At 48.9% G+C, this 25,441-nt stretch carries 22 protein-coding genes; 8 read left to right on the top strand and 14 right to left on the bottom strand.

All coding sequences use genetic code 11. The features are described from left to right. Positions 1-42: 42 nt before the first annotated feature. The 3 genes from lhgO to SPK40_RS09865 form a co-directional block, all read right to left on the bottom strand. Entirely contained in the window at positions 43-1,302 is a 1,260-nt protein-coding gene (lhgO, locus tag SPK40_RS09875; RefSeq protein ID WP_330960340.1) for an L-2-hydroxyglutarate oxidase, read from the bottom strand. Then, positions 1,299-3,503 carry a TRAP transporter permease gene (locus tag SPK40_RS09870; RefSeq protein WP_330960339.1) on the bottom strand — a complete coding sequence of 735 codons (2,205 nt, stop codon included), beginning with the start codon at positions 3,501-3,503 and terminating at the stop codon, positions 1,299-1,301. The genes lhgO and SPK40_RS09870 overlap by 4 nt, the downstream gene beginning before the upstream one ends. A gap of 71 nt (positions 3,504-3,574) precedes the next feature. Further along, entirely contained in the window at positions 3,575-4,588 is a 1,014-nt protein-coding gene (locus tag SPK40_RS09865) for a TAXI family TRAP transporter solute-binding subunit (RefSeq protein WP_330960338.1), read from the bottom strand. Between the two features lie 530 nt (positions 4,589-5,118). Between SPK40_RS09865 and SPK40_RS09860 the strand changes: the two genes are divergently transcribed. Then, positions 5,119-6,696, top strand: coding sequence for an ATP-binding cassette domain-containing protein (locus tag SPK40_RS09860; protein WP_330960337.1), 1,578 nt, complete (start codon positions 5,119-5,121; stop codon positions 6,694-6,696). A gap of 41 nt (positions 6,697-6,737) precedes the next feature. Then, complete coding sequence (locus SPK40_RS09855; protein WP_248141816.1) at positions 6,738-7,166, top strand: GFA family protein; 429 nt, start codon at positions 6,738-6,740, stop codon at positions 7,164-7,166. On the opposite strand, the gene SPK40_RS09850 is transcribed toward SPK40_RS09855, so the two are convergent. The 7 genes from SPK40_RS09850 to SPK40_RS09820 form a co-directional block, all read right to left on the bottom strand. Then, the gene (locus tag SPK40_RS09850) at positions 7,156-7,725 is read right to left on the bottom strand and encodes a phage integrase (RefSeq protein WP_442957562.1); all 570 of its coding nucleotides are present in this window, start codon (positions 7,723-7,725) and stop codon (positions 7,156-7,158) included. The genes SPK40_RS09855 and SPK40_RS09850 overlap by 11 nt on opposite strands. Continuing rightward, positions 7,668-7,943, bottom strand: a complete 276-nt coding sequence (locus SPK40_RS09845; RefSeq protein ID WP_330960335.1) for a hypothetical protein — start codon at positions 7,941-7,943, stop codon at positions 7,668-7,670. Before SPK40_RS09845 ends, SPK40_RS09850 begins: the two co-directional genes overlap by 58 nt. 311 nt (positions 7,944-8,254) lie before the next feature. Beyond that, positions 8,255-10,207, bottom strand: a complete 1,953-nt coding sequence (locus tag SPK40_RS09840; RefSeq protein WP_330960334.1) for a DUF3732 domain-containing protein — start codon at positions 10,205-10,207, stop codon at positions 8,255-8,257. After that, positions 10,204-10,683 carry a three component ABC system middle component gene (locus SPK40_RS09835; RefSeq protein ID WP_330960333.1) on the bottom strand — a complete coding sequence of 160 codons (480 nt, stop codon included), beginning with the start codon at positions 10,681-10,683 and terminating at the stop codon, positions 10,204-10,206. The genes SPK40_RS09840 and SPK40_RS09835 overlap by 4 nt, the downstream gene beginning before the upstream one ends. Further along, on the bottom strand, positions 10,683-11,801 hold the full coding sequence (locus SPK40_RS09830) for a hypothetical protein (protein WP_330960332.1): 1,119 nt from the start codon (positions 11,799-11,801) through the stop codon (positions 10,683-10,685). Before SPK40_RS09830 ends, SPK40_RS09835 begins: the two co-directional genes overlap by 1 nt. A gap of 429 nt (positions 11,802-12,230) precedes the next feature. After that, complete coding sequence (locus SPK40_RS09825) at positions 12,231-12,590, bottom strand: hypothetical protein (RefSeq protein ID WP_330960331.1); 360 nt, start codon at positions 12,588-12,590, stop codon at positions 12,231-12,233. 138 nt (positions 12,591-12,728) lie between these two features. Next, positions 12,729-13,787 (bottom strand): helix-turn-helix domain-containing protein, encoded by a 1,059-nt coding sequence (locus SPK40_RS09820; RefSeq protein WP_330960330.1) that lies wholly within the window; start codon positions 13,785-13,787, stop codon positions 12,729-12,731. Between the two features lie 488 nt (positions 13,788-14,275). Here SPK40_RS09820 and SPK40_RS09815 point away from each other — a divergent pair, with 488 nt between their 5' ends. The 3 genes from SPK40_RS09815 (at position 14,276) to SPK40_RS09805 (ending at position 18,007) form a co-directional block, all read left to right on the top strand. Beyond that, positions 14,276-14,782, top strand: coding sequence for a hypothetical protein (locus SPK40_RS09815; protein ID WP_330960329.1), 507 nt, complete (start codon positions 14,276-14,278; stop codon positions 14,780-14,782). Beyond that, a complete protein-coding gene (locus SPK40_RS09810; RefSeq protein WP_330960328.1) occupies positions 14,779-15,225 on the top strand; it encodes a DUF3850 domain-containing protein in 447 nt (148 codons plus the stop codon). Before SPK40_RS09815 ends, SPK40_RS09810 begins: the two co-directional genes overlap by 4 nt. 412 nt (positions 15,226-15,637) lie before the next feature. Then, positions 15,638-18,007, top strand: a complete 2,370-nt coding sequence (locus SPK40_RS09805) for a Lon protease family protein (protein ID WP_330960327.1) — start codon at positions 15,638-15,640, stop codon at positions 18,005-18,007. 65 nt (positions 18,008-18,072) lie between these two features. On the opposite strand, the gene SPK40_RS09800 is transcribed toward SPK40_RS09805, so the two are convergent. Continuing rightward, entirely contained in the window at positions 18,073-18,480 is a 408-nt protein-coding gene (locus SPK40_RS09800) for a helix-turn-helix domain-containing protein (protein ID WP_248141911.1), read from the bottom strand. A gap of 108 nt (positions 18,481-18,588) precedes the next feature. Here SPK40_RS09800 and SPK40_RS09795 point away from each other — a divergent pair, with 108 nt between their 5' ends. The 3 genes from SPK40_RS09795 (at position 18,589) to SPK40_RS09785 (ending at position 21,340) form a co-directional block, all read left to right on the top strand. After that, on the top strand, positions 18,589-19,497 hold the full coding sequence (locus SPK40_RS09795) for an aldo/keto reductase (protein WP_330960326.1): 909 nt from the start codon (positions 18,589-18,591) through the stop codon (positions 19,495-19,497). Positions 19,498-19,906: 409 nt separating this feature from the next. Further along, positions 19,907-20,386 (top strand): GNAT family N-acetyltransferase, encoded by a 480-nt coding sequence (locus tag SPK40_RS09790; RefSeq protein ID WP_330960325.1) that lies wholly within the window; start codon positions 19,907-19,909, stop codon positions 20,384-20,386. Positions 20,387-20,488: 102 nt separating this feature from the next. Continuing rightward, a complete protein-coding gene (locus SPK40_RS09785) occupies positions 20,489-21,340 on the top strand; it encodes a GNAT family N-acetyltransferase (protein WP_330960324.1) in 852 nt (283 codons plus the stop codon). Positions 21,341-21,412: 72 nt separating this feature from the next. Here the strand turns inward: SPK40_RS09785 and SPK40_RS09780 are convergent, their stop codons facing one another. The 3 genes from SPK40_RS09780 to SPK40_RS09770 all read right to left on the bottom strand — a co-directional run bounded on the left by SPK40_RS09780 (position 21,413) and on the right by SPK40_RS09770 (position 25,375). After that, positions 21,413-21,757, bottom strand: a complete 345-nt coding sequence (locus tag SPK40_RS09780) for a hypothetical protein (protein ID WP_330960323.1) — start codon at positions 21,755-21,757, stop codon at positions 21,413-21,415. A 163-nt stretch (positions 21,758-21,920) separates the two neighbouring features. After that, positions 21,921-22,604, bottom strand: a complete 684-nt coding sequence (locus tag SPK40_RS09775; protein WP_330960322.1) for a GIN domain-containing protein — start codon at positions 22,602-22,604, stop codon at positions 21,921-21,923. Positions 22,605-22,828: 224 nt separating this feature from the next. Beyond that, positions 22,829-25,375, bottom strand: a complete 2,547-nt coding sequence (locus SPK40_RS09770; RefSeq protein WP_330960321.1) for a hypothetical protein — start codon at positions 25,373-25,375, stop codon at positions 22,829-22,831. Between the last annotated feature and the right edge of the window lie 66 nt (positions 25,376-25,441).

Below are 25,441 nucleotides of genomic sequence, written 5' to 3'. Positions count from 1 at the left end.
CAACACCCCGGTATGATTACCGGGGTGTTTTTTTATGAGCACTCAGTTCGTTGCAGAATCAATAACAGAAACCACAGGCGGCATTTTTTCAGCAACTTTATCGCAGATGTAGTCGGCAATCGGCATGGCGGACGTTGCGGCTGGTGACGGTGCGTTACACACATGCAGGCTGCGCGGGCTGTCAGCAAACAGGAAATCATGTACCAGAGTTCCGTCTTTGAGTACTGCTTGCGCCCGAATTCCTGCCGGATACGGTTCAAGGTCAGTCAGCGCCAGACTCGGACAATATTTCCGGACCCGCTCTAAATAACCGGCTTTCCACCAGGCATCCCTGAACTCCTGCAATCCGGTTTTCAGGTGTTTGGCCGTGACCTGCCAGAAACCGGGAAAAGACAGCATCTCAGCACTGTCCCGGAGGCTGAAATTCAACCGTCCGTAGCCTTCCCGCTTCCAGCCCTGCACCGCATTTGGGCCAACAGTGACGAAGCCGTCGATCATTCGGGTTAAATGCACGCCAAGAAAGGGCAGATCAGGATCGGGGATGGGATAAATCAGATGACTGACAATCTGATTATGCCGTGCGGCTAGGCGATAATATTCACCCCGGTAAGGAATGATCTGAAAATCGGTGTTCAGCCCCAGCATGCGGGTGAGCCGGTCGGCCATCAGGCCGCCGCAACTGACCAGAAAACGCCCCTTGACTGTAAATGGTTCGGCACTGGTGACGCCGGGCTGACGGCATGTCAGTTCGATGGCCTTATCGTCTTCAGTTATACCAATCACTTCTGTGTGCAGGGCAATCTGACCGCCCATGGCCTGAAAGCGCTGCGCCATGGTTTTTGTCACCAAACGGTAATCCACAATGCTGGTAGAAGGGACAAAAATCGCGCCCAGTCCGGTGATATTCGGCTCACGCTGGTGAAGCTGCGCCGCGTCCAGCAGTTCGGCGTCAATGCCGTTTTCTCCGCAGCGTTCAAACAGGGCTTCCATCCGGCTCAGTTCGGTCTCATTGGTTGCGACCAGCAGTTTGCCGCAGTTTTCGACTGGGATGTCATGCTGCCGGCAAAAAGCAAGGGTACGCTGGACCCCGGCTTTACAGAAGCGGGCCTTCAGGCTGCCGGGGGGATAGTACACCCCGGCGTGAATCACCCCGCTGTTATGGCCGGTCTGATGGCGGGCCAGCTGCGTTTCTTTTTCCACCAGCAGAATTTTACACTCGGGGAAACGGCGTTGCAGTTCACAGGCGGTTGCGACACCGACGATCCCGCCGCCAATCACCAGATAATCGTACACGGATGTCATGGCATCACCTTTTGTTGGTTTGAGGACGACGGCGTATCGGAGGTGCCGGACATTGTTTGAATGCCTTGGGTACCGTTTCGTGCCGTATACACAAAGAGCACGGCGAAAATCACGGCCGCGACGACCCGCCACCACCAATCGATACCGGGCCAGAGCAGGACAGCCGCATCTGCGGTCAGGAGCAGACGGCCGAGCACATTCAACCGGCCTTCCAGATAACCTTCGATCGCAGCAATGAGCGCATAAGTGCCAATGACGGCAAATCCGCCAATCAGCAGCACCTCGCTCCAGTCATGACTGATGAGCGCGGTATAGGCGATCAGCAATGGCACCAGATACAGCCCTTTCGCGATTTTCCAGGCCGTCAGACCCGTCCGCATCGGCGGTGTGCGTGCAATCGTCGCTGCGGCAAATGCGGTCAGGCAGACTGGCGGGGTGACATTGCTGTCCTGCGACAGCCAGAAAATGATCAGGTGGGCTGACAGCAATGCCAGCGTGACGGCACTTGCGCCGAGGCTCTGTTCCAGCAGCATGGACTTGAAATCGGCCGGTACCAGTGCCAGCAGACTCTGAGCATTTTCCATCGTCATCGGCGCATTGAGCGCTGCCAGCTGATCGGGAGCAGCCAGCATGAAAATCGCCTTGGCCTGTTCCGGCAACTGGCCCTGAACCAGTAAGTCCAGCAACTGACTTTCAGCGATTAACTGATAAAGCGCCGGTGCCGACAGCGTGCCTAACACAATATAAGCGGCAGTGACGGGCAAGCCCATCCCGAGGATCAGCGAAGCCAGCGCAATCAGCAGCAGCATGACCAGCAGGTTGCCGCCAGCCCATTCATTAATCATCAGCGAGAAAGTATTGCCGATCCCTGTGGTACTGATGACATTGACGACCAGTCCGATGCCAACGAGCAGCACAGCGGTCGTAGCCATATTCCGGCCGCCCATTGACAGCGCTTCGACGATGGCTTTCGGGCCCATTTTATGGGGGGACAGCCAGGATGCGACAATTACCGAAAGGCTCGAAATCCCAGCGGCATAAGTGGGTGTGAAGCCTTTCACCAGCAGCACCACGAGGACCCCGATCGGGATCAGGTTATGCCAGCCCCGGAACAGGACTTTCAGAAACGGTTCACTGTGGGTGTCAATTTTGTGCACGCCGCTGCGCTTGGCTTCAATGCGGACAAAGAAGGCGACGGACAAAAAATAAATCAGCGCAGGCACCACAGAAACCGCCACGATATCGACATAGGGCACCTGAGTATAAGAGGCCATGATGAAGGCACCGGCGCCCATCACTGGCGGCATCAGTTGCCCGCCTGTTGATGCGGCTGCTTCGACGCCTGCAGCAAAGCGGGCAGGAAAACCGGCTCTACGCATCATCGGAATGGTGATCACTCCGGTTGAAACGGTATTCGCAACACTGGAACCGGACACTGAGCCCATCAGGCCAGAGCCAAGCACGGCAATAAATCCGGGACCGCCGATGATTTTTCCTGCCGCCGCTTTGGACAGATCAATGATGAAATCCCCTACGCCGGAACGCACCAGAAAGGCGCCGAACAGAATGAACATGAAGACATAGCTCCAGCTGATGCGGGCGATCGGGCCGAACATACCGTCGGCACTGTAGAAGCTCCGGTATAGCAAGGTTTCCATACTCAGACCGGGAAACTGAAACATGCCCGGGACCCATTTCCCCCACAGCACCACATAGCTGAGGCAAATCACAATCAGTACCGGAATAAACAGCCCGATGGTACGACGGATGAGTTCGAGTGCGATGGCAATCGCCAGCAGCGAGAAGACCCAGTCGGCGGTGACAAACTTCACGCCGCGGGCATATAAATCATCTTCGGCCAGCGGGATATACACCAGACAGGCCAGCGCTCCGAGCGCTATCAGGATATCGAGGGATAAAGCAATTTTGCTGTGCCGCAAGCGGGCATGGGCCGGGTACAGCAGCGCGCAGATGACGGCAAAACCGGCAAAGTGTGTCGCTGAGACCCACAATTCCGGCAGAGTCGAGAGGGTATTAAACCAGAGATGCAGCAGCGCTAAAATCACGGCAAATCCGGTGACAAAATGGGTCAGCCAGGGAATATCGCTGCGCGTGGTCAGTTCGAACTGCTGCAGCGCTTCCTGCTCTGTGGTTTGTTTTTCGGTTTCTGGTTCAGGGCGTTGATCGGCGTTTTGAGTCATCCTGTACGCTCATAAGGTCAAACATGGGGTGTGAAATGAGATGGCCAGCCCGGAGAAGACTGGCCGAAAGCTTACTTCGCGATTAAACGTTCAGGAATGTTAATCCCGACTTCGCGGTAATATTTGGCTGCACCCGGATGGAGCGGCACGGGCAGTCCGGCAATGGCTTTTTCAATCGCCATGGCTTTGGTCGCCGCGTGGATGCTGTTCAGGAAAGGCAGATTCTCGTAAATGGTTTTGGTCAGCAGATACACATCCTGCTCGGAGATATCATCCCGAACGGCCAGGAAGTTGGGCTGCGCAATGGTCTGAACGTCTTTTCCCTGGCCCGGATATGTTCCGGCCGGAATGGTATATGGCGTCCACAGCTCATAATTCTGATTGGCTTCTTTCACCTGCGCATCGGTGAATGACAGAATGGTGATGTCTTTCCCCAGAGAAGCAAATGCCCGGGTCACGGCGCTGACCGGCACACCCGCCGGGGTATTCATGCCATCCACTGTGCCGTTTTGCATGGCATCGGCACTGGCACCGTAGCCCAGATAGGCCAGATTAAAGCTGTCCGGATTCACCCCCAGTCCTTTCATGATCTGGCGGCCCGAACCTTCCGTCCCGGAGTTTTTGCTGCCAATTGAGAATTTATGGCCCTTCAGGTTGGATAAATCACTCACGGTGCCGGTTTTTGTCAGATCAGAACGCACCACGAAGTGTTCGACGTTTTGCCACAGCATGGTGACGGAGCGCAGTTTGTCCTGACGGCCACTGCTGGCAAACTGTCCTTCACCGTTCCAGGCCCAGGCACCGTACAGGCCCTGTAAAATCGCAAACTGTGCTTCGTTTTCATTCATCAGTTTGACGTTTTCACCGGAACCCGCCGAACTGATGGCCGACAATGAAAAGTGATGGGCCGGCTCCAGCTTGACCTTACTGAGCGTCGCCAGTGCCACACCAACCGGGTAGTAGGTGCCGCCGGTGGAAGCCGTCGCCAGAATATAGTTTCTGTTTTCTGCGGCCTGTGCGCCTGCGGTCAGGCAAGCACTGAGGGTCGCGGTGGCGATGAGGGTTTTGAGGGTACGTTTCAACATCCTGTAAAGCTCCTTGCTATTGCCGGGGCCAGCCGACCCCGGATACCGGCACATTCCACTGCTGGTGCCATGAAACGAATTAACGTGTTGATCTCCTTGGCTAATATTAGCCAGTTCCGTTGGATTCGCCGCTACTGATTGTTTTCTCTGTGAACCAGATCGGGCTGTTGCACAGAAACTGTGGTCTTGACATGAAGTCGAATCCGCGCGGCTTGCGATTTTATGCATCCGATGGTTTAATGCGCGCATCATTTCTTCCGGAGTTAACGCCACGATGAATCACTAACCCCCTGACATCCTTTGAACTTATTTTTTGGATCCGCAGGGTTAGTGGGCGTTAACCGTCTTTGTCTGTGCCATTTTTCAATGGCTGCGCATTGTTTTATATACGCATCGCTTCAAGTGCAAATCGCTTTTTTATCAATCGCTTCATTTGATTGCCTGCGATTTCAAGAAAGCTTTGAACAGACAGAACTGTAATACATTTTCTGACGGTCATGCCGCGCCCTGCTTTTGCACAGGAGGTCGATATGACACGACTACACGCACAATCACTCACGGTTTTGCTCCCGCACGGCGAGCCACTATTTTCTGATCTTTCAATCACACTGCAGCGTGAAGTCACGGCGCTCGTCGGGAAAAACGGCAGCGGTAAATCGGTGCTGGCGGCGGTGCTGAGCGGCCGGCGTCAGCCTGATGAAGGAAAAGTCACGGCAGAGGGCCATGTTGTCGCGCTGCCGCAGCTCACCGAGACGGCCGATTTATCGGCACTTGGCACAGTCGCAGAAGCGCTGGGCGTGGATGCCTGTTTACAGGCGCTGTCGCGCATCGAAGCGGGCAGTTGCGACCCGGCTGATTTTGAGGCTGTGAACGACCAGTGGGATTTACCGGTCCAGCTTTCACGGCAACTGCAAGCGCTGGGACTCCCCGATGACCCCTGGCAACACTGTTCGCACCTCAGCGGCGGCGAGCTGACCCGGCTGCGTTTGTGGCTGTGTTTTCAAAGCGAAGCCGGGCTGCTGATTCTGGACGAACCATCCAACCATCTGGATCAGGCGGGCAGAACCTGGCTGGCCGAACAGATCGCGGGTTATTCCGGCGGGATCTTCCTGATCAGCCATGATCAGCAATTACTGACACTGGCCGACTGTATTTATGAACTCAGTCATACCGGGCTGACGTGTTACGGACGGGATATTGTTGAATACCGCCTGCAAAAACAGCAGGAGGCACAGGCGCTGACCAACGGGCTGGCGAAGGCGAAGCAGCAGATTGCCAGACTGACCCGGCAGCATCAGCGCAATGAAGAGAAAGCGCAAAAACGGGCGGCTTCCGGCAACCGGGACAGACGCAGTGGCAGTCAGTCGAAACTCTTGCTGGACTTTCAGAAAAACAGTGCCGAAAGCGCCGTATCTTCAAGGAAACAGCAGCAGGATCAGCAACTGACCCAGGCCAGAGAAAAGCTCAAAACGCTTCAGGCGAAAGTCGATCCAGCCAAACCGCTCAGCTTCAGTACTGAAACGGTCAGAAAGCAAAGTGCGCGTTTACTGACGATCACTGAACTGGGTCTGGTGCGGGGGAAGATGCCGACAGTCAGCCGCAGTGTGTGGTACGGCGATAAAATTCACCTGCAAGGAAATAACGGGATTGGGAAATCGACCCTGCTGAAAACCCTGCTTGGTGAGTTACCGGCAAAAAGCGGCCAGGTACAAAGACACGGCTCGGTTTGTTACCTCGACCAGCACTTTTCCCTGCTGAACTTGTCCGACAGCATTTTGGAGAACCTGCTGCGGTTGTGTCCGGCGTATCCGGCCAGCGAGTTGAGAACCCTGGCTGCCTGTATTGGTTTCCGGCGCGATCGGGTTGCGCAGCAAGTCTCGACCCTGAGCGGCGGCGAACGGATGCGACTGGCGATGCTGGTGGTGAGCCATCAGTATCAGGAAGGGGTCTTACTGCTGGATGAGCCGGATAATCATCTGGATTTGGAAGGAAAATCGCTGATGGCACAGGCGCTGAGTCAGCATCAGGGCAGCTATATTCTGGTCAGCCATGATCTGGCGTTTGTTTCTGAATGTGGTGTGAATCAGTACTGGGAATTATCACAGTAAATCCATTATGCTATCTGAGGCATTTCAATCAGGAGATCATCATGTCTGAAACGACAACATTTCACCATATTCATGGGCATTGTTTGTGTGGCAAGGTTGGGCTGAACTCAACCAGCGGCGCCAAACATGCAGAAGCCTGTCACTGTAACATGTGCAGAAAGTGGGGCGGTGGCCCGTATCTTTCTGTAGCTGCGGGCACCGAAGTGACTTTTACCGGTGAAGAAAATATCACCCGTTTTGCGTCATCCGAATGGGCCGAACGCGGCTTCTGCAAACAGTGCGGCACACACCTGTTCTATTTCCTGAAGCCAACCGGCCAGTACATGGTTCCGGCTGGCTTGCTGGATCAGGAAAAAGAACTGGAGATGGATCAGCAAATCTTCATCGACAAGAAACCCGCTTACTATGCCTTCAGCAACGACACCGAGAACCTGACGGAAGCGGAAGTGCTCGCGAAGTTTATGTCCTGAAGTACGACAGAACCCGGGCTGCGATGGCCCGGTTTTTTGTGTGGTGGCAATCAGAAATAGGGAGAGTACGGTTGCGCTTCCTTTTGGTGTTCACAAAGGTGATCTTGCAGTCGAATTCGTGCGTACCTTTCAGCAACACAGATTCGTTGATTCGGGCACCGGTGGCCAGGCAAATCTTGAATATCTTCCTCAGTTCTTTATCACAGTTGCTTTGTTTGATGGTTTCAAACAGGTGAAGTATTTGTGCCTCGGTCAGGAAGGTGAGTTCGGGTTCAGAGCGCCGAACTGAGTTCAGCCCTTCAAACGGATTGTGAAATCCCCATTCGTCCAGTTTCGCCAGTTGATTGAACATGCCGCGAAGGTTCGCGATGTCGTTCACGATGGTGTTGTTTGCCAGTTCTTTCCCTGTCCGGCCGATACCACGGTTCGGACGCTCAGAAAAGTAGTGCGCCAGCTCTTTGGTGCTGATGTGGTTGGCAATCGGGTTCTTCAGGTCGTTACTTACCGCCAGCATACGCGCTTTTGCTCTGTGGCCTGAACTAAGCTTCTTGCCATGCAACTGAAACCAAAGTCTATTAAGTCCGACAGGCGGCGGTGATCCGGCTTTTCACCCAGCCATGGTTTATCGTCCACTTCCCGCATGATGTACCGTCCATAGGCAGCGGCCTCGCCTTTGGTACTGAAGCGTTTACGAACCCGATTTCCGTTGCGGTCGTTCGGGTAGCACTCACAAATCCATGGATTCTTCGAGCCATCTTTGAGGTTTTGGATAGACATGGAAAATCACTCAAAATGCTGTATATAAAAACAGTGTTAATTGAGGCAGACAGCGAAACAATGTTTGATATGAACGAAGAAAACAATGAGTGGTGGCTCATTTGAATTCTGACACTTCAGGCTTTAACAGATCGTACAATGAGCCATACAAACTCGTCCTTGGACATTTCCGTATTACGATTTCTGGTGAATGTAGGACTCTCAGATAAATTTTGCTAGGGCAAAAAGAAAGACCTGACCCCGAGCATTGTTAGCCTTTATTTTATAGATGGCATTAGCAGTTAATTTTAAGGTCAAAACTTGCTATAACATTATATCAACTTTTGACCATTTGAAGACCATCTATATCTAACATACTGATCAAACTCAGGTTCATCTGCATGTTCTAAAACTATAATCTGTGGTTTAAATCCAATTTTTGGATCTCTTTCAAGTTCATTTAAGAACCGCTCAAAAACCTTGAATATATTTATTACTTGTTTAATATTCTCATCAACTTCATCTTCACCTAATAACTCTTGTTTATTATTAGAAGAAAATCTTCTTGTTACTTTTGGAAAGTATACCTGACTAGGTTGATCTAGAAATAATATTGCTGGTATTACAGAGTTTGAGCTTGAGGTTAGTTTTAAAATTGACAAGAAAACCGCTAGATGACAAGCTAACCAGTTCGCACCACTACCCATTTCTGATAGTAGTATTTCTTGTTTTTTAAAGTAATAAGCGAATGTGAAATCTTCTGTTTTGAATTTCATTTCACCATTTCGTAAATCATCTTCAAAATCTAAGTCTTTTTTAAGCTCATTCATTGTCTCATTGATAAGAGCATTAGCCTCGGAAAATTTATGTTCAAGACCATAGCCTCGAATCAGTCCGATACAGGTTTCTAACTCCTCTTTCATAGTTGAAAGATCGTGGTTAGCTTTTTCTAACTTTTGCCCTTCAATAAAGAATTCTAAGGTGTTCTCTATTCTCCCACGAATATTATTTAGTGAGTCCCTTATATCTAGATTATTTTTAACGCTAAATAATTTTCTTAATTGCCTTATTTCATTCTCTATATTAGCTACGACCTGTTTTTGCTTGTCTCGCTTTAAAAGTAATGAGTTAAGAGACTTAGAACTGTCCTGTTTGTAACTACCAATTCGGGACAGTTCATCAAGAAGTAACGCTCTAGAGCGCTTAACCTCTTCCACTTTAGAAACAACACTAGTTACTGGTGTGCTACATAACGGGCAACTAACACTGTTTTTAGATACAGACTCATCTTGCGATACTTCTGCAAGGCGTGCCATCGAGTTGGAGTAATCTATCGACTCCTCCTCGTTTGCCTTAATGAGACTTATCAATTGATTACATTCATATAAAGACGTTAGCTCTTTATCTTTTGCTTTCTCTAAGGCATTTAGCTGCTTATTGAAATCAACATTTTTCTCTGCATTCAATGGCACAGAAGGCAGGTTTCTCGCTAAATATTTCAGCTTTTCTAGTGATGCATCTTCATCCAAAAATTTAAGATTTAAAACTCTATAATACTGCCTAATTGGTGTAAGTAATTTTTCTCTTTTTTCTTGAATACCTAGCAGAGCTTTCTTTTCTTCTGTCTCTATCTTTTTTATTTGCTTTTCTAAATCTTCAGATCTTTTCTTTAATCTGTAGTATCTGCTATCAACCCAGCCCATAAATATAGGAAACTGTTCAATTACTGTTCTACTTTTAATGAAGTTATCAAACCTGTAAAATAAACTATGTTTATTAGCTATTAAATTTTGATGCTGAAAGAATAGTGAAGTAGCATTCCGAATTGAGACCTTCCCTTTATTAAGTTTATAATCGTCATCATCATTCAATGATGTATCTTCAACCGATAATCCTAAGTGCTCTTCGAAGTCCTTTTGAACCTCTAATCTAGTTCTAGTTTTTTTGGTATTAAAATACTTAGTGTTAATTTCATCATCAGCATTGAAATCAGCCGAATATTCAACAGAAAAATAACACTTTGTTGGTTGATTATTTGAGCGTCCAACGATTATCTTTTTATTATTGTGTTCAAATACACAACAGAATATGTCTGTGAAGTCAGTAACTTTTCCCACAGGGATTGTAGAGCGCTTTGAAAACAAACAAAAATCCACAATTTCTATTAAAGCACTTTTCCCTGTTTTAGAGTCACCTGTTATTATGTTTAACCCTCGTTCAAAGCCAAGATGTTTCAAATCGCCATCATGGCCAATGAGAATTATTTTTTTCAAAAAAGCTTTCATATATTTGAGACCCTGGATTTAAGAAGAACGTTAACATATCCTTCTTTTGCAAAAATAATACCTAAGTTATAAGATGCTTTTAGAAACTCTTTTTTATAGTCATTTGTTATTGATGTTTTTTCTAAATTATTTCCATTCAAAATGAAAGAATCAATTATAGTTTCACAAATTGAACTGAGGTAGATTACCCCATAATTTGTCACAGACTTTGAGTATTGAACTTTATCATTTATAAAAAACAATCGTTCTTTAATTTCATCATCTTTTAGGAATGCAGTTTGAAATGTACTACTAGCATTAGACTTACTCAGTTTCCCCCTTAAAACATCATCCATAACAAAAGGAACAACAAGATAAATCAACTCAAACTTTGCGCCTCGTTCATCAATTCGCCTAGCCCCTTCAATAAATGAGTATAGTATTTCAGCAACAAAAGAGGGAGAATACTTCAAATCTCTAATAACCTGAGGATTCATTAGTCAACATCCTCTTCATTATATTTCCAAGTATAAGAGGTGTTATTAATAGCCTCGTGTACTTTACCTCTCATGAAGTAAGGTCTCGTACCACTTACCTCTGGCACTTCTAACACCGAACTATTATGAAATTCAAAATATGCTTCACGAGCTGCCTTGTTAGATTTAGATGTACCTAAATCTTCATAATCTATTTCATAAGAATATTGTCTTTTATACCCTGTAGCTTTCTCTACTGCATCTACTAAATAGTTATCAATAATTTCGGGCATAATGTCTGGTTTAAGATCTACAAGGCTCTCTTCACTGTTTTTAGCTTTGAAGTAATCATTGAGAGCAACACCTCTATCCCTGCCTTTCAAACCAATATCTCTATACTCTAATAAAAACAAGTAACCGTCAGCATGCTGCTGCTCCGTGTCATACTCCGTGCGGTCTACAGGAAAAGGAATGCTATCTCCACTCCATCTGTTAACTTGAAACTGAAAAGCATCATCAAAATCATTGATATTAACCTTCCAATGTTGGTGGTCTACGATTGCATTTTTATTAACGTATGAGTATATCCAATGAAAAATGCTTTCTCTGTATGGCTCTAACACGCACTTCAATTTGCGAGCTTCCAATAGGCTCTTCCATTTCTCTTCTACATGTTCCCGAGATTGAACAATTGTAAATCTAGACAATATGCTCAATAGCTCGGCATCCGATGCATCTTCAAAAATTTTTTCATAGAGAGGCTTAATCGAAGATGATGGTACGTGAGACTTTATAATGTTGAGTTTTTCATGGGCACTTCGTGTGTTCCAACTATGAAATATTGAGCTCTTGGAAATGAAAGATGTCGTGTGTAACACAATTCGCTCAAACATAGAGGAGTCTTCAACCACCACGTTCTTCAAAGTGTTCCAAAAATCTTTTGAGTTACTAGCTAAGTTATGTTCTTCTAGATGGTGTTTTACCTCTGTGAACGTCTTACCATCATAGACATCCCCAAAGCACTCTATCCAGATAGTCTCATTGGGTTTTGCATCAAAGCACTTCTCGATGGCGATTAAGACTTGGTAAACATAGCCTAAATACTTTGGTGTAGCGTTGTTGGCAAAACCTTCTGTCATCCTGTCGATTACTCCTAGATTTACTCTACATTAACTTCGCGCACTGGGAAAAACTCGCAATCTCGTTATGTTCTCGAAACCGATTTCACCACCATACCAGGTCGAAGCAAATAAAATCACGATAATTACCATACGGTTAGAAAGGATTAATTGTGTACAAATACACCATTAATGCAAGTAAAACCTGTTGAATATTGAGCTGTGTAGTTATGAGACTTTGTAAAAAAGGTTACGCTTGTACGATTTTTACACAACTGAAGGGAAAGCTATTAAAACTCACGGGTCAGGTCTTGTCTTTTGTCTCTTATTACTTTTTGTATATCAAAGTTACCTGAACATCATTGTTTGAACTTTGGGTTGTAACTCATAAAGGGGCATTAGTGTGTTAGAGCAATCTGTAAGGTCGTGCCAAAGCAGAGTACTTTTAAATTATTCTGGTAACTTAACCAAATTCACAAACTGCTTACCATCAATCGGTAGTCGTAAATCTTTTACTTCAAAGAATCCATCTAGTGTCTTGATGTCCACCAGCTTCAGTGAAGTGCGCAGTACTGCTTTGGTATTTTGTGAGTCGATTTCATTAATTGTTAGGCTTGCAATCGTAGGATGTTTTGACGATTGCATGAACGTCTTGCCGTTGATGATGCAAGTTGAGTTGATGTTACCGTAGCTTTTTTGCTTGAGTGTGGTGTCGAAACTTTGTTTTACATCTGCCCGCCATATAGTTACATCACAAAAGTTCTTCTCGTCTTGTGCGACGTTGATGGTTACCGCTGGTTTACCACCCATCTCATAGGCAAAGTCGAGACTTTAATGGTGTTTACTTGAAAATCAGGTTTGTTTTCAGAGCAGGCGGTAAGTGCGATAGATACGACGAGTGATGCAAGAATTCTAGTTTTCATTAGCTTTCCCTAGCTAGTCAAAAAATCAATCTTTCTTTGAAGTAACCGCAACCCTGCCGATTACCTTGATATCTTCTTCTTTTGCTTCAATCGTGCTCTCGCCGAAGGCGATCGCCAGTTTCTTTCCTGGGAAACGCTGAATACGATTGAATGACAGCAGGCCATCCACATCGATTAGGTACACACCTGATACAGCATCAGTTGAAGACTTATCTACCAGGTAGATCGCTTCATTCGTTTCCACTTCAATGGTGTGTTCAGCCTTCAGGTTGAAGCTGTTCATCCGTCGAAGTGGATAGGGGATGTCTCCGGTATCAATCAGCTGTCCGTTAGTCAGGCAATAGCTCTTCAGTACAACCGTGGCAAGCGGATGATTGCCGAACGTTGATGCGGATTCCTGTACCTGCAGGTTTTCTGTATTGACACGCAGGGAAGGGTAGAACGCTGATTCTGTGAATTGGCTCATATCCCCTAATGCCAGCAAACGAACAGAAATGCCTTTGGCTAAATGCAATCGGACAATCAGCTCGTGCGAGTTACGGTTGTGCTGGTTCCAGGCACTGAAGGTTGATTTCGGGACATCCAGAATATCAGCCAGTTCCAGAAATGTTCTGCACCCCACAGCACTTCTGACCAGTTCCGTAAATTGCTGACCAACAAGATAGTCAAAAGACGAGATTTGTTCACCAACGAAATTATTGTTGATGAATTGTTCACTATCCAGCCCCTCACCGAGCGCTAGTGTGCGCATGGGAATGCCTTTTGAAAGATGTAAACGCACCATCAGCTCATGAGAGGTTCGGTTATGTAAATTCCAAGTGCTGAATGTTGGTTTCTTAACGTCAAATATCTGTGACAACTCCAGGAATGTTTTACACCCGGTCACCTTCTTGAGCATCTCAGTAAACGCATGACCTTTTAAGTAGTCAAAAGGCAGAATCTTTCCCTTTACCATATCGCCAATGATGTTATTTTTGATATTGATCGCCAAATTTTCATTGAGGTTGTTGTTTTGGCGATCTATCATCGTTCTGTCCTTGGGTATCTTGCCGACCAAAGCAAAAGAAACCCGATAAAAAAGCAAACCAACTCAGGAGGATAGCACCATGTTTTCCTTTAATACACCCCTGCATCTCGCAGATCTGTACGATGACAAATTTAGTTATCATTCAGCATAAAATTTTGAACAGTGTCCCCCATTGCCGGACTTTCATAAGGGATTCCATGGGCCCGCTCTGAAAAATAAAGGTATTTCACTGTAAAAATGTATTTCGCTGTGAAAGAGGCATTCCGCTGGAATACGTCCGGACCTTCGCGGCCTGTCGTTACGTGTGGCTGAATACCTCGAAGAATCGTCGCTGCGCCGCCTGAAGCTGCGACAGGTCTGAAATTGTGACGGACCTGAACCTGTTACGAGACAGAAGAAGGCAGCCAGCGGTGATCGTTGTCATCGGTTCTGAGAACCTGACTGGTCCTCTTTGTTGTATGAACCCTTCAAGTTTTCCCGTGAATTGATGTTGCAATGTGTCCGCCTGGTGCGGACTTTCTTGTCACTTTGGTTAGGAGAAAAGCATGAGTCATGCACAAGCCATACTGGAACAAGCCCAGCAGGCAAAAAAAGAAGCCGTTGAATTACTCAAAGAAGTGAACCGGCACTCGGAAGAAAATCTGATGTTGTTAAACCGCTGTGAAGCCATTGTGCGGCACGTACTGGTTCAGGGGACAACTTCCTTCAGCTCTCAGGAAGAACCGGCAGAAACAGGGGCTATGGACGCTGAGAAACTGGCCGAGGCGATCCTAAATCGCAGTGCTCATGATGTGGCCTTAGGCATTCTGCAAATGGCAATCGAGTGTAAACACTTGCTGCATGTTCACGTGAGCTATTCGCCCCATACCGACTGGCTGTATATTTACGTGTGTCCGCAAAATACCCCTTATGAATACTGGCAAAGTGAAGTTCGTTTATTTGATGATTCATTTCATTTTGCACATGATGACATTCAGGATTTGCTGGCGATTGAAGATAAGCTGATTGAGTTGATTGCTGAAGCGCACCTGACAGCGGGGGTGCAATCGTGAATCAAGTCACTCTCCATGAAGTGAAAGTACAGCCTGTTCATTTCAGAGAAGTCTTAGCCGGACGTAAAACCCATGAAGTGCGTTTGAACGATCGTGATTATCGTGCTGGTGATGTCCTGATTCTGCGAGAGGTTGACGATAACGGCGATGATACCGGGCAGGTAATGAATGCAAAAATCACCTATGTGCAGCGGGGCGATCACTTTGGTCTGATGAACGGCTGGTGTGTGCTTTCGCTGGCAAATACCACGCCGTTGCAAGGGATTCGCCTGATTGGTTATTTACGGGATCGGCTCAAGGAGCATTGCGATTATCTTGAAGCGCAGGTTCCGGTTATCAAGCAAACGGGCAATGCCACGGATGATGCGACACGTGCCGTTGAGGCGGGTCGTTGCTGGGTGGATGAAGCAAACCACTTTACTGAAGCAGTTTCCGCTGATTGAATGGCAAACGTAAAGGTTACATCGTTAAGTGAATTTGATGGCGGCATTCACCGCCATCAGCAGTATCCAATACAAAAAAATCTCTTTTAGAGCGGACTTTCAATGCGGAGGCTGAAATGATCGACTCAACGTTATTTCCCGGTGTGTTGCGAGGGGGAATCAGGACCGCAGCGATTCAGTCGTTCTGGAATAAATGGCCTGTGCTTCGCCTGTCTTCTTACGGCTTAAACCTTTTGGGCGATTTAAAATCAACCAACCAAATCCAAGCCGGTTTCATTTCCCCGAATCCAAAATCGCACAAAAAACAGACAATCAAACGTTTTACGCCCTAAAACCAAGCTAAGTCACTAAAAAGTAACTATTTGCTGACTACACTGAAACCATTATCAGTGAAGAGAAGAAGGGGAAGGGTATGACCATTCAAGTATTAAAAGCCGATACCCTGTACCGCAGCTGCACCCTGAACGGGCTGGATGCCGACTGTACATCGACCAAACATTTAGAACCGCTGGACGAGATCGTCGGCCAGGAACGTGCACAGCAGGCGGTTGAGTTTGCGATGTCGATTAAGGAGAAGGGTTACAACATTTATGCCGTTGGCCGGAATGGGCTGGGGAAGCGCACCATGGTGCTGCGCTACCTGAACCGTCATGATCCCAATGGTGATGCGTCGCCGTTGTATGACTGGTGTTATGTCGCGGACTTTGATGAGCCGCGTACCCCGAAAGTGCTGAAACTGCAACCGGGAATGGGGACGCCATTCAAAAAAGATATCGAAAAGCTGATGATGCGGATGGTGAAAGCGCTGCCGCTGGCCTTTGACAATGAAATGTATTATTCGCGTTCTGAGCAGCTGAAAAATCAGCTGGCGCAGAAACAGCAAACGGCACTGGGCAACCTGACGACTGAAGCTAAGGACCAGAATGTCAGCCTGACACTGACCACTCAGGGCGACTATCAGCTGGTGGCAATGAACGGCGAAGAGCCTCATACCGAGGAAAGTTTTGAAGCATTACCTCAGGCTGAGCAGGAGAAGTTTGAAGAAATTATCAGTGCACTGGAAGTGAAACTGCGTGGGATTGCCCGCGAGATGACCGACTGGGAAGAAGAGTTCTCCGATAAAATCCAGAAGCTGAATGAAGAAGTCGCGCTGGGCGTGGTGTCGCACTTCATCAAGCCTTTGAAAAAGCAGTATCGGGGCCATAGTGAGATTAAGGAATATCTGTCGGCGATGCAGAAAGATATTCTGGAAAATCTCGATATCTTCCTGGAAGAAAGTGAAGATCAGGTCGCGCTGGCTTATGCGGCGCTGGACCGGAAAATGCCGCGGCGTTATCAGGTGAATGTGCTGGTCAGTCAGGACAGTGAGCGTTTTCCGATCGTGGTGGAAGAAAGTCCGAATTACCACACAATTTTCGGTTATATCGAAAATGCGACCTATAAAGGCACCGTGTTTACCGACTTTTCATTGATCCGATCCGGCAGCCTGCACCGTGCGAATGGCGGTGTGTTGTTGATGGATGCGGTGAAAGTGCTGGAGCGGCCATTTGTGTGGGACGGTCTCAAGCGTGCGCTGCGTTCGCGGAAGCTGAACCTGAGTTCGCTGGAAAGGGAAGTGACGTTATCCGGCACGATCTCTCTGGAACCGGAGCCGATTCCACTGGATGTGAAGATTATTCTGTTCGGTGATTATCAAACCTATCAGTTGCTGGTGCATTATGATCCGGACTTCAGCGAACTGTTCCGGGTGACTGCGGACTTTGAAGATGAGATGGATCGCACTGATGGGTCAGAAGCGCAGTACGCGCGGTTCATTTCCAGCATTGTGCACGATAACAATATGCTGCATTGCGACCGTAAAGCGATTGCCCGGATTATCGAATACAGCTCTCGTCAGGCAGAAGATCAGAATAAGTTGTCGCTGCATTCGGCGGATATTGCAAATCTCCTGCGGGAGACCAATTACACCGCCAGAGCGGCCAATGCGACCATGATTCGTGTGGCTCATGTTGAACAGGCGCTGCTCCGTCAGGAAAAACGGGTCAGCCGGTTGCAGGATCAAATGCTGCACACCTTCAGAAACGGCACCACGCTGATTGATACGCAGGGGGAAGTGACGGGGCAGATTAACGGTCTGTCGGTGATTTCGACGTCCGATCATCGTTTCGGGATTCCGAACCGGATCACCGCGACTACGTCCTGGGGAGAAGGCGAGGTGATGGATATCGAACGCAGCGTGAAGCTGGGTGGCCGGATTCACTCCAAAGGCGTGATGATCCTGACGGCATACCTGTCTTCCCTGTTTGGAAAAAGCGCCAAAATTCCGCTGACCACCCATCTGACGTTTGAACAGTCTTATGGTGGTGTCGACGGAGACAGCGCCTCAATGGCGGAGCTGTGTGCGATTATTTCGGCTTTCTCGGGCTGCGCGCTCAACCAGTCGATCGCGATCACCGGTTCGATGAATCAGTTCGGACAGGCGCAGCCGATTGGCGGTGTCAATGAGAAGATCGAAGGCTTCTTCGATGTCTGTACCATTAAAGGCCGTCATGCCCGGCAGGGTGTCATTATCCCGCAGTCGAATGCGCATAACCTGATGTTGCGTAAAGATGTTTTAGCCGCTGTGGAGAGAGGAGATTTCCATATCTGGGCGATTCATCATGTCAGTGAAGCCATCAGCCTGCTGACGGGAGAAGAAACGGGTATATGGCAGGAGGGCGGTTATCCGCCGGATTCTGTGCTGGGGATTGCACAAAACAAGCTGAATGCGATGCGCAAGTAGCGTATGGATGCGTTTTCACTTTCCCTCTCTCCTGTCTGGGGGGAGGGAAATTTGTTGTTCAGTCGTTACGATGGCTCTTCCTGTTGTGCCAGAGACAAAAAGCTGGCCATGGCCTGTACATCCAGGTAGCCATCGGATTTTTTATGGGTGCGGAGAAACTGGTAGCCGGACAGCACTTTGGTGAGTTCGTCTGCGGTTTTGCCACTGAATGATTGCCCGGTCACATGCTCCCAGGCAACAGCCAGCGCATCTTTGTCCACGACTTCAGCCTGACGGTAGAGATAACCACAGCCGGTGGCCAGCCATTCCAGTGAACAATTGGCTTTCATCGCGATTTGATTGGCCTTCTGCAGGCTGGGTTCACTGCCATTCAAATACTTACGGATCAGCCCTTCACTCAGCTCGACCCGACGGGCAAAACCGCTGATGCTTTCCTTACCCATCAGGTTTCTTAATCGTTCTGAAAATGACATTGAATACTCGTACTCTGGTTCGAATCTTGTGGGTTATATCATTGCCCGCTGCCTCAATCCAGCCTAGGATTAGGAATTATTTCGAGCAATGAATAAAGGAGTATTGCTATGGTGGCAAAAGTCGAACTGACGCCTCAGGGGCCTGAGTTTTCTGAACTGGTCCAAGGCTACTGGCGTCTGGCAGACTGGGGCATGAGCCCTCAGGAGCGACTGACCTTCCTGAAGCAGCATATTGAGCTGGGGATCACGACCGTTGATCATGCCGACATCTACGGAGGGTACAGTTGTGAGCAGCTGTTTGGTGAAGCGCTGGCATTGGATCCGAGTGTGCGTGAGCACATTCAGATTGTCTCGAAGTGCGATATCAAACTGTGTGGCAGCCAGTATCCTGAGCAGAAGATTAACCATTACAACACCAGCAAATCGCACATCACCGAGTCGGTGAATCATTCATTGCAACGCCTTGGCATCGAGCAGCTCGATGTTTTGCTGATCCACCGTCCGGATGTGCTGATGGATGCCGATGAAGTGGCCGAGGCTTTCGCAGCACTGAAGCAGCAGGGCAAAGTGGCGCAGTTTGGGGTGTCAAACTTCTCGCCAGCACAGTTCGACCTGCTGCAATCACGGTTAGACGCACCACTGGTGACGAATCAGGTTGAAATCAATCCGCTGAATTTTGAGGTCTGTCATGACGGCACTCTGGTTCAGCTGCAAATGAAACGCACGAAACCGATGGTCTGGTCTTGTATGGCCGGCGGCGAGATCTTCAATGGTCAGTCTGAGCAGGCCGTTCGTGTTCGCAATGAACTGGAAGCGATTCGTCAGGAAATCGGTGCTGATTCCATTGATCAGGTCATTTATGCCTGGGTACGCCGTTTACCGTCCAAGCCTTTGCCGATTATCGGTTCCGGAAAAATTGAGCGGGTGAAAGATGCGGTGGCTTCACTGGCGTTTGAGCTGAGCCGTGAGCAGTGGTTCCGGGTCTGGGTGGCCTCCAAAGGACACGGAGTGCCATAACGGTTCCGTATTTTCTGAGCCAGAACATGCAACAACCCCGCAATTGGCGGGGTTGTCTTTTCTGAAGTGGTGATTGAAACGCACTTATTTTTTCTTCTCAGTAGCTTTTTTCAGGATTTCTTTGATGCGCTTGTTCGAGACTCGTCTAGCCATAAATTACTCCTTTCAAAGTCAACTCATACAGAAAATACATTCAGAAAGCCGGTCATTGCTTTCAATTTAGTGACGCTGTCACTTCCTGGTGGTTGTCACCAAACTGACATATGACCTTTGTTTACTATAGCCTCTGTCTCAATGAATAATGAGACCTGCCTCAACCTCCGGGTAAACAGTCTTCGTTTTTTACGGCTCGAATCACTTAAACTGCTCATCTAACTGATTGTTTTATATTGCAGCTCGCAGGGAAATCATGAATCTGATTCGTATTGAAGCAATGAAACCGGCTCATCTTGAGCAAGTTGCGGTGTTGTCGGTTGAGGAAACACAGGTGAAATTTGTCGGGACCATGAATGAGATTCTGGTGATCATCGACAATATCGTTCATCCGCATGTGATTCTGGATGGGGAAACTGTCGTCGGTTTCTTTCTGATCGATACCCGCTATGGTCAGTGTTACGATTTTTCAGAGACAGATGCTCTGGGGCTGCGTGCCTTTTTCATCGATCAGCATCATCAGGGCAAAGGTTACGGTAAGGCCGCTGTTGCCAGCCTGAAGCCATTCCTGAAATCAGCTTATCCGGAAGCACTGCAGCTGTTTCTGACGGTGAACTGCAAAAATCCGGCTGCCAGATATTGCTATGAGCAAGGTGGATTTACCGATACCGGTGATCTTTATCTGGGGGGTGCAGCCGGGCCACAGCACATCATGCAGATGGCCCTGAAAAACTAATGCGATGCTGACTGGTCCAGCCGACGCTTTTTCTGGCTTGTGTTACTGTTCGTATAAATGCAACTCAAAAGAATAATCATAAAAACGTCAGGAGAATATGTGATGGAAAACAAGTTGTTGACGATCAGGCCGATGAAAACGGACGAAGTCGAAATCGCGGTTGAGTGGGCTGCTCAGGAAGGGTGGAATCCGGGGCTCAATGATGCAGCCTGTTACGCCAAGGCTGATCCTAATGGTTTTCTGATTGGCCTGCTTGATGAAGAACCAATCGCGACAATTTCTGCGATCCGCTATGACAGCACGTTTGGCTTTATCGGATTTTATATTGTAAAGCCGGAATACCGCGGGAAGGGGTATGGCATTCAACTCTGGAATGCAGCGATGAAATCTCTGACTGGCTGCAATGTCGGTCTGGATGGCGTGGTTGAGCAGCAGGCAAATTATCAGAAATCCGGTTTTCAACTGGCGTACAGCAATCTTCGGTATGAAGGTGTGGCTGGCGGAGATGTCCAGCCAGATGCAGCGGTTGTACCGCTGTCTGATGTGCCATTGGATGCGATTGAAGCTTATGACCAGCCTTTCTTTCCCGTTCAGCGAACCGACTTTTTGAAAACCTGGATTAATCAGCCGCACAGCCATGCGCTGGGGATCATGGAAAATGATCAGCTGGCTGGCTATGGTGTGATTCGCCAGTGCAGAACCGGCTATAAAATTGGTCCTTTGTATGCGGATAATGCCCAGCTGGCCGAGCGTTTGTTTCTTGCACTGAAATCCCGTGCAGATTCATCTCAGCCTGTGTTTCTGGATGTGCCGGAGGTCAATAGAGCAGCCGTTGCGTTGGCCGAAAAATATGGGATGACAGTGTCCTTCGGCACCGCCCGGATGTATACCCAAAATGCGCCAGCATTGCCGCTGAATCGGCTGTTTGGCGTGACATCATTTGAGATCGGGTGACCGGTTTCAATAGACGAATTTTTGAAGGCCCGTATGGGCCTTCATCTTTTTGATGGTGAGTCTAGCCATGATTCATGTGACCGGTACCTGCATGATCATTTCCCGGTATGCAGTCATGTACTGAATGTTGATCACATAGGCGCCCGGGTACTTTTGCTGTCTCTCCACCATCTTGCAGTTATTCGGATGGAGCTTTTGCCACCAGCGCGCAAGGAGGGGGATGTCGGTTTTGTTTAGCAAATAGAGATCGGGTAAACCAAACAGCCAATGAGTCTGATTTCTGATCCCTGAAAACAGAACATTGACCGACTCGCCGTTATCCAGCGAAATCATGACACTCGATTCAATCCGTTTTTCATAGTGCTCTGTCGCTGCAAGAATCGCCCGCTTGGCATCGTTGATTGAAATTTCAGGCATATCTGTTGGCCCCGTACCCCGGATGCTGACGTTGGATGTTTATCTTAGCGGGTGTATTGAACTGAGAACTTTGAAAGGAAAAAGATGATCTTTGTATGAGGTGATTTTTCAGGGAGAAGTGAGCAGGTACTGACGTGCCTGCCCTGAATTTTTTTGACTTCTGTTAACACGCATCAAATACGAGGGTTGTGCCGTAGCCGCTGTTGATGTGGGTTTGCGTGCCGGGAGAAACGGATAATCGGGTCCCGGCTGACTGATTACCGGAAACCGATTTGGCATGGCATAACCAGGCGCTGGCGCCCATACCCAGCTCGACGGTGGCTTTGTTGATCTGTAATGGTTGTGGGGCCTGCGTCAGTACGGCACCCATGGCCAGCTCAAGTGAAAGGGTCTCGGTTTCGCCGCTGAGTGTCAGTTTACTGCCCATTTTGCCGATGGCTGTGAAGCTGTCTTTCGCAAGGGCACAACTATCCACATCGGCCTGAATACCAAATCTGGCTTCGAGTTTATGCAGTGGCTGTGCGGTATAGACATGAAGCGTGATGGGTTCAATATCTTCCCATTTCCCCTCAGATTCATTGCTGATCTGAACCGTCCCCTGCCGGTCCCTGACTTTCATTTGATCCAGGACTTTGCTGTCTCCGGTGGCTTCAAAATAGTTTCGGTCACTGCAGTGCACGCTGACTTCCATCCCTTTTTCAACCGTCAGCGAGTCGAAACTGCTGAGGGGTAACGTGCGGGTTTGTTCATCAGCAAAGCTGAAAGGGATACCACCGACGATGCCGGAGAAAAGCAGGATACCGGTGAGGGAAGCTGGGAGCATTACTTTTTTGGCTGTTTGATTCATCAGTCGTCACATTCGTTTGAGGAAAATTGGATTTGAATAATCAATATACGTGCCAATGTTCATCCAAGCTGGCGAAGCCAGGTTTGATACGGCTTTGAAGCGAATTCATGTGCGAACACCCAGTGCTTTCCAGAGAAAATCATTCGTCATAAAAACGAACAGGTGGCGAATTTAGCCACCTGTTTTATCAATTTCAATTGTGCTTTTGAGATCGGCAGCAACTGCTACATCAGCGAATTCACGGTGAAAGAGACATTGCGGATCACGCCATGATCCGTCGCCAGTTGCCAGTCCGGATCGGTCATGAATCGCAACGCCGCAAAGCCAAGGCCATCGGCATCCTGTAAGGTCCAGGTTATGGTTTTGTCACTGCCGGTGAAACTGATCTCCAGTTGTCCGTTGGTCTGAATGACCCAGCTGAATGCTTCGGTAACCGGCTGGTCCGCACCCGGCGTGACATAGGTACCGGTGCCAGAGAGTAATCCGTCACCGTTGGCTGCCGGTACGCCGGAGAACTCAAGGCTGTGACCATTGTCCGTCAGGAGTTTCGTATTGGTCAGCAGCGCCGCAGTGAACTTCAACGGCGTTGCAGCCCATGGGGTTCCGCAGCTGGTCAGTGCCTGATCGTACTCTGTCCGGGTTGCACCACTGTCCGTCGGGCTTTGTGTACTGTCATTCCAGCCGGTGTTGAAGTCATCACAATGTGACAATATGTCGCCGGGTAATGCACTCCGGACCAGTGAACCCGAACTGATGGCGCCCTGTTCGGCCGTAATGCCGCCGGGTGTGCCGTTTTTCACCCAGAGGGTATCCTGAGTAAACACCTTCCAGTTGGTTTCATGGTTAGCCTCGTCTTCTCCCAGTGCGGCAAAGGTTTGAATCCAGCTGGTTGAATTTGCAACATCACTGCCGACGATCACCAGTTGATTGTTTTCCACTTCCCACTGATAAGTCTGATAGTCTCCGTTTTTCTGACGGTAACCAAAGCCCTGATTTTCACCGTCGGTGGTCAGGAAGGTGTAACGGGTGGACAGATCGTCACCCGATTGTCCCCACAGGAAGGACTGGCTGGCCAGAAGGTCGGCAGTAAACGTAATATCCCCGCCAGTCGTACCTTGTTTGCAGGTTTCGATCGCTGCAGTAAATTGTTCTTTGGTTGCTGCTGTGGTGGGCGCATCTCCAGAGAACGAAGAGTCATCGGTGGTGCAGGGGGGCAGGCCCGCACTGGCAGCCGGAACAGGATCGTTTGACTGCCGGTAATCCAGACTCCGCATCTGCGAGATTGCCTGCGTATCGATGAGGCCATTGCCCTGACTGGCATATTCAGAATAAACGACGAAGGCATTGGTTTCGCTGTGCTTATTGAGCAGCGCCCAGACTTCCGCATCACCGTTGCTGTGGAAAATCTTCACCATACCGGGCGCGAAGCCGTTGCGGTCATTACTGGTGGTGATCAGCCAGTTGAAGCTTCCGGTGGCCAGACCATTCCGGTAGCGAACGCCAGTGCCGTCATTTGAAAATTCAAAGGCTTCACTGCCGCCTGTACCGGTCACATGGCTGCGACGTAGTGTTGTTAGCGCCTGCACGTCGGCAATCCCGAGGGGCAGATAACCCCCGCATTGCAGGATGACGCTATGTACTGAGCTGGCATCCATATCAAATGTGCTGGAGATGATGGCATCAAACTGACAGTTTGATTTTGCCGCGTCCATCGGATCTTCGTCGTAACTGTCACTGACGCCATCGTTATCATTGTCCGGATCTGCATTATCACCGGTCCCGTCGCCGTCCGTATCGACGGTTTCACTACCGTCAGTCGGGAACTGGTCATCTTTGTCGCTGACACCATCCCCATCGGTATCCGCATTGAACGGATCGGTTTTAAGAACAGCCTCTTCGGCATCGGTCAGGCCGTCATTGTCATCATCGGGGTCGGCGTTATCTCCGATGCCGTCATAGTCGTAGTCTGCATTTTCTGTGGCGTCATCCGGGAAAGGGTCTGCCGCATCAATCACGCCATCGCCGTCAGTGTCGGTGCTCAGCGCGACATCATCAACAATCACAGGCTGACTGTCACTGTCCAAAATAATCCGGCCATGAGCATCTCTGACCAGATGGTGATGGGTATCTAACTGTTTCAGGGCATCGCGTAAGCGACGAAACTCCGCCAGCGGTGCGGTCACATCGGCACCGCTGGTCAGTTCCTGTTCCGGCAGGATCCCCAGTATGACGATGGCCCGGGCTTTTACGGCGACATCTGCCAGGCTGTCGGCAATGTAATCGCCCATGACCTGATCCGTGCCAATTCCGAGAGACTGCGCCACGGCTGCAATTGCGGTTGATTCCCCAAGTCCTTCAAACATATAGAGATGAACGATACTGGTCAGCGGGGTGACCGTGGTATAGCCCACCGGGGCAGACATCAGAAAGCCAGTGGCGACGGGACTGTCCGGTTGATCCCGATCGACGGTTTGTCCCGGAATCGCAAGGACAAAGGAAGCATATTGGGAAGGTTTGTCCAGGCCATTGAGGAAAATGGAAGCCTGACCTGAAGCATTGGTCATGCCTTTGCGATCCCCGCCTTCGAAGCGGAAGTTCTCCCCGATATCCACCCACGCCTGGGCATTTTCGAGATAGCCGTCAATGGCGGTAACAGAATAGGTAGAAATAGTTTTTACTGGCGTGGCAGGTGCTTTGGCTTCTCCGCCACAACCCGCCAGCAGGCTGATCCCGATCAGCCCGCATGCGCACTCCCATGATTTGTTCATCATGTTCAGCCCCTAAAATCAGTCACACCACATACCGTGGTCAATGAAGTTGCAGGGCTGCAACATCAC

The sequence above is a fragment of the Photobacterium sp. 53610 genome (genome assembly GCF_036409375.1).
In the GTDB taxonomy this organism is placed as follows: Bacteria; Pseudomonadota; Gammaproteobacteria; order Enterobacterales; family Vibrionaceae; genus Photobacterium.
Note: the sequence above shows the minus strand (reverse complement) of the source record. Positions and strands in the feature narration are given on the sequence as shown.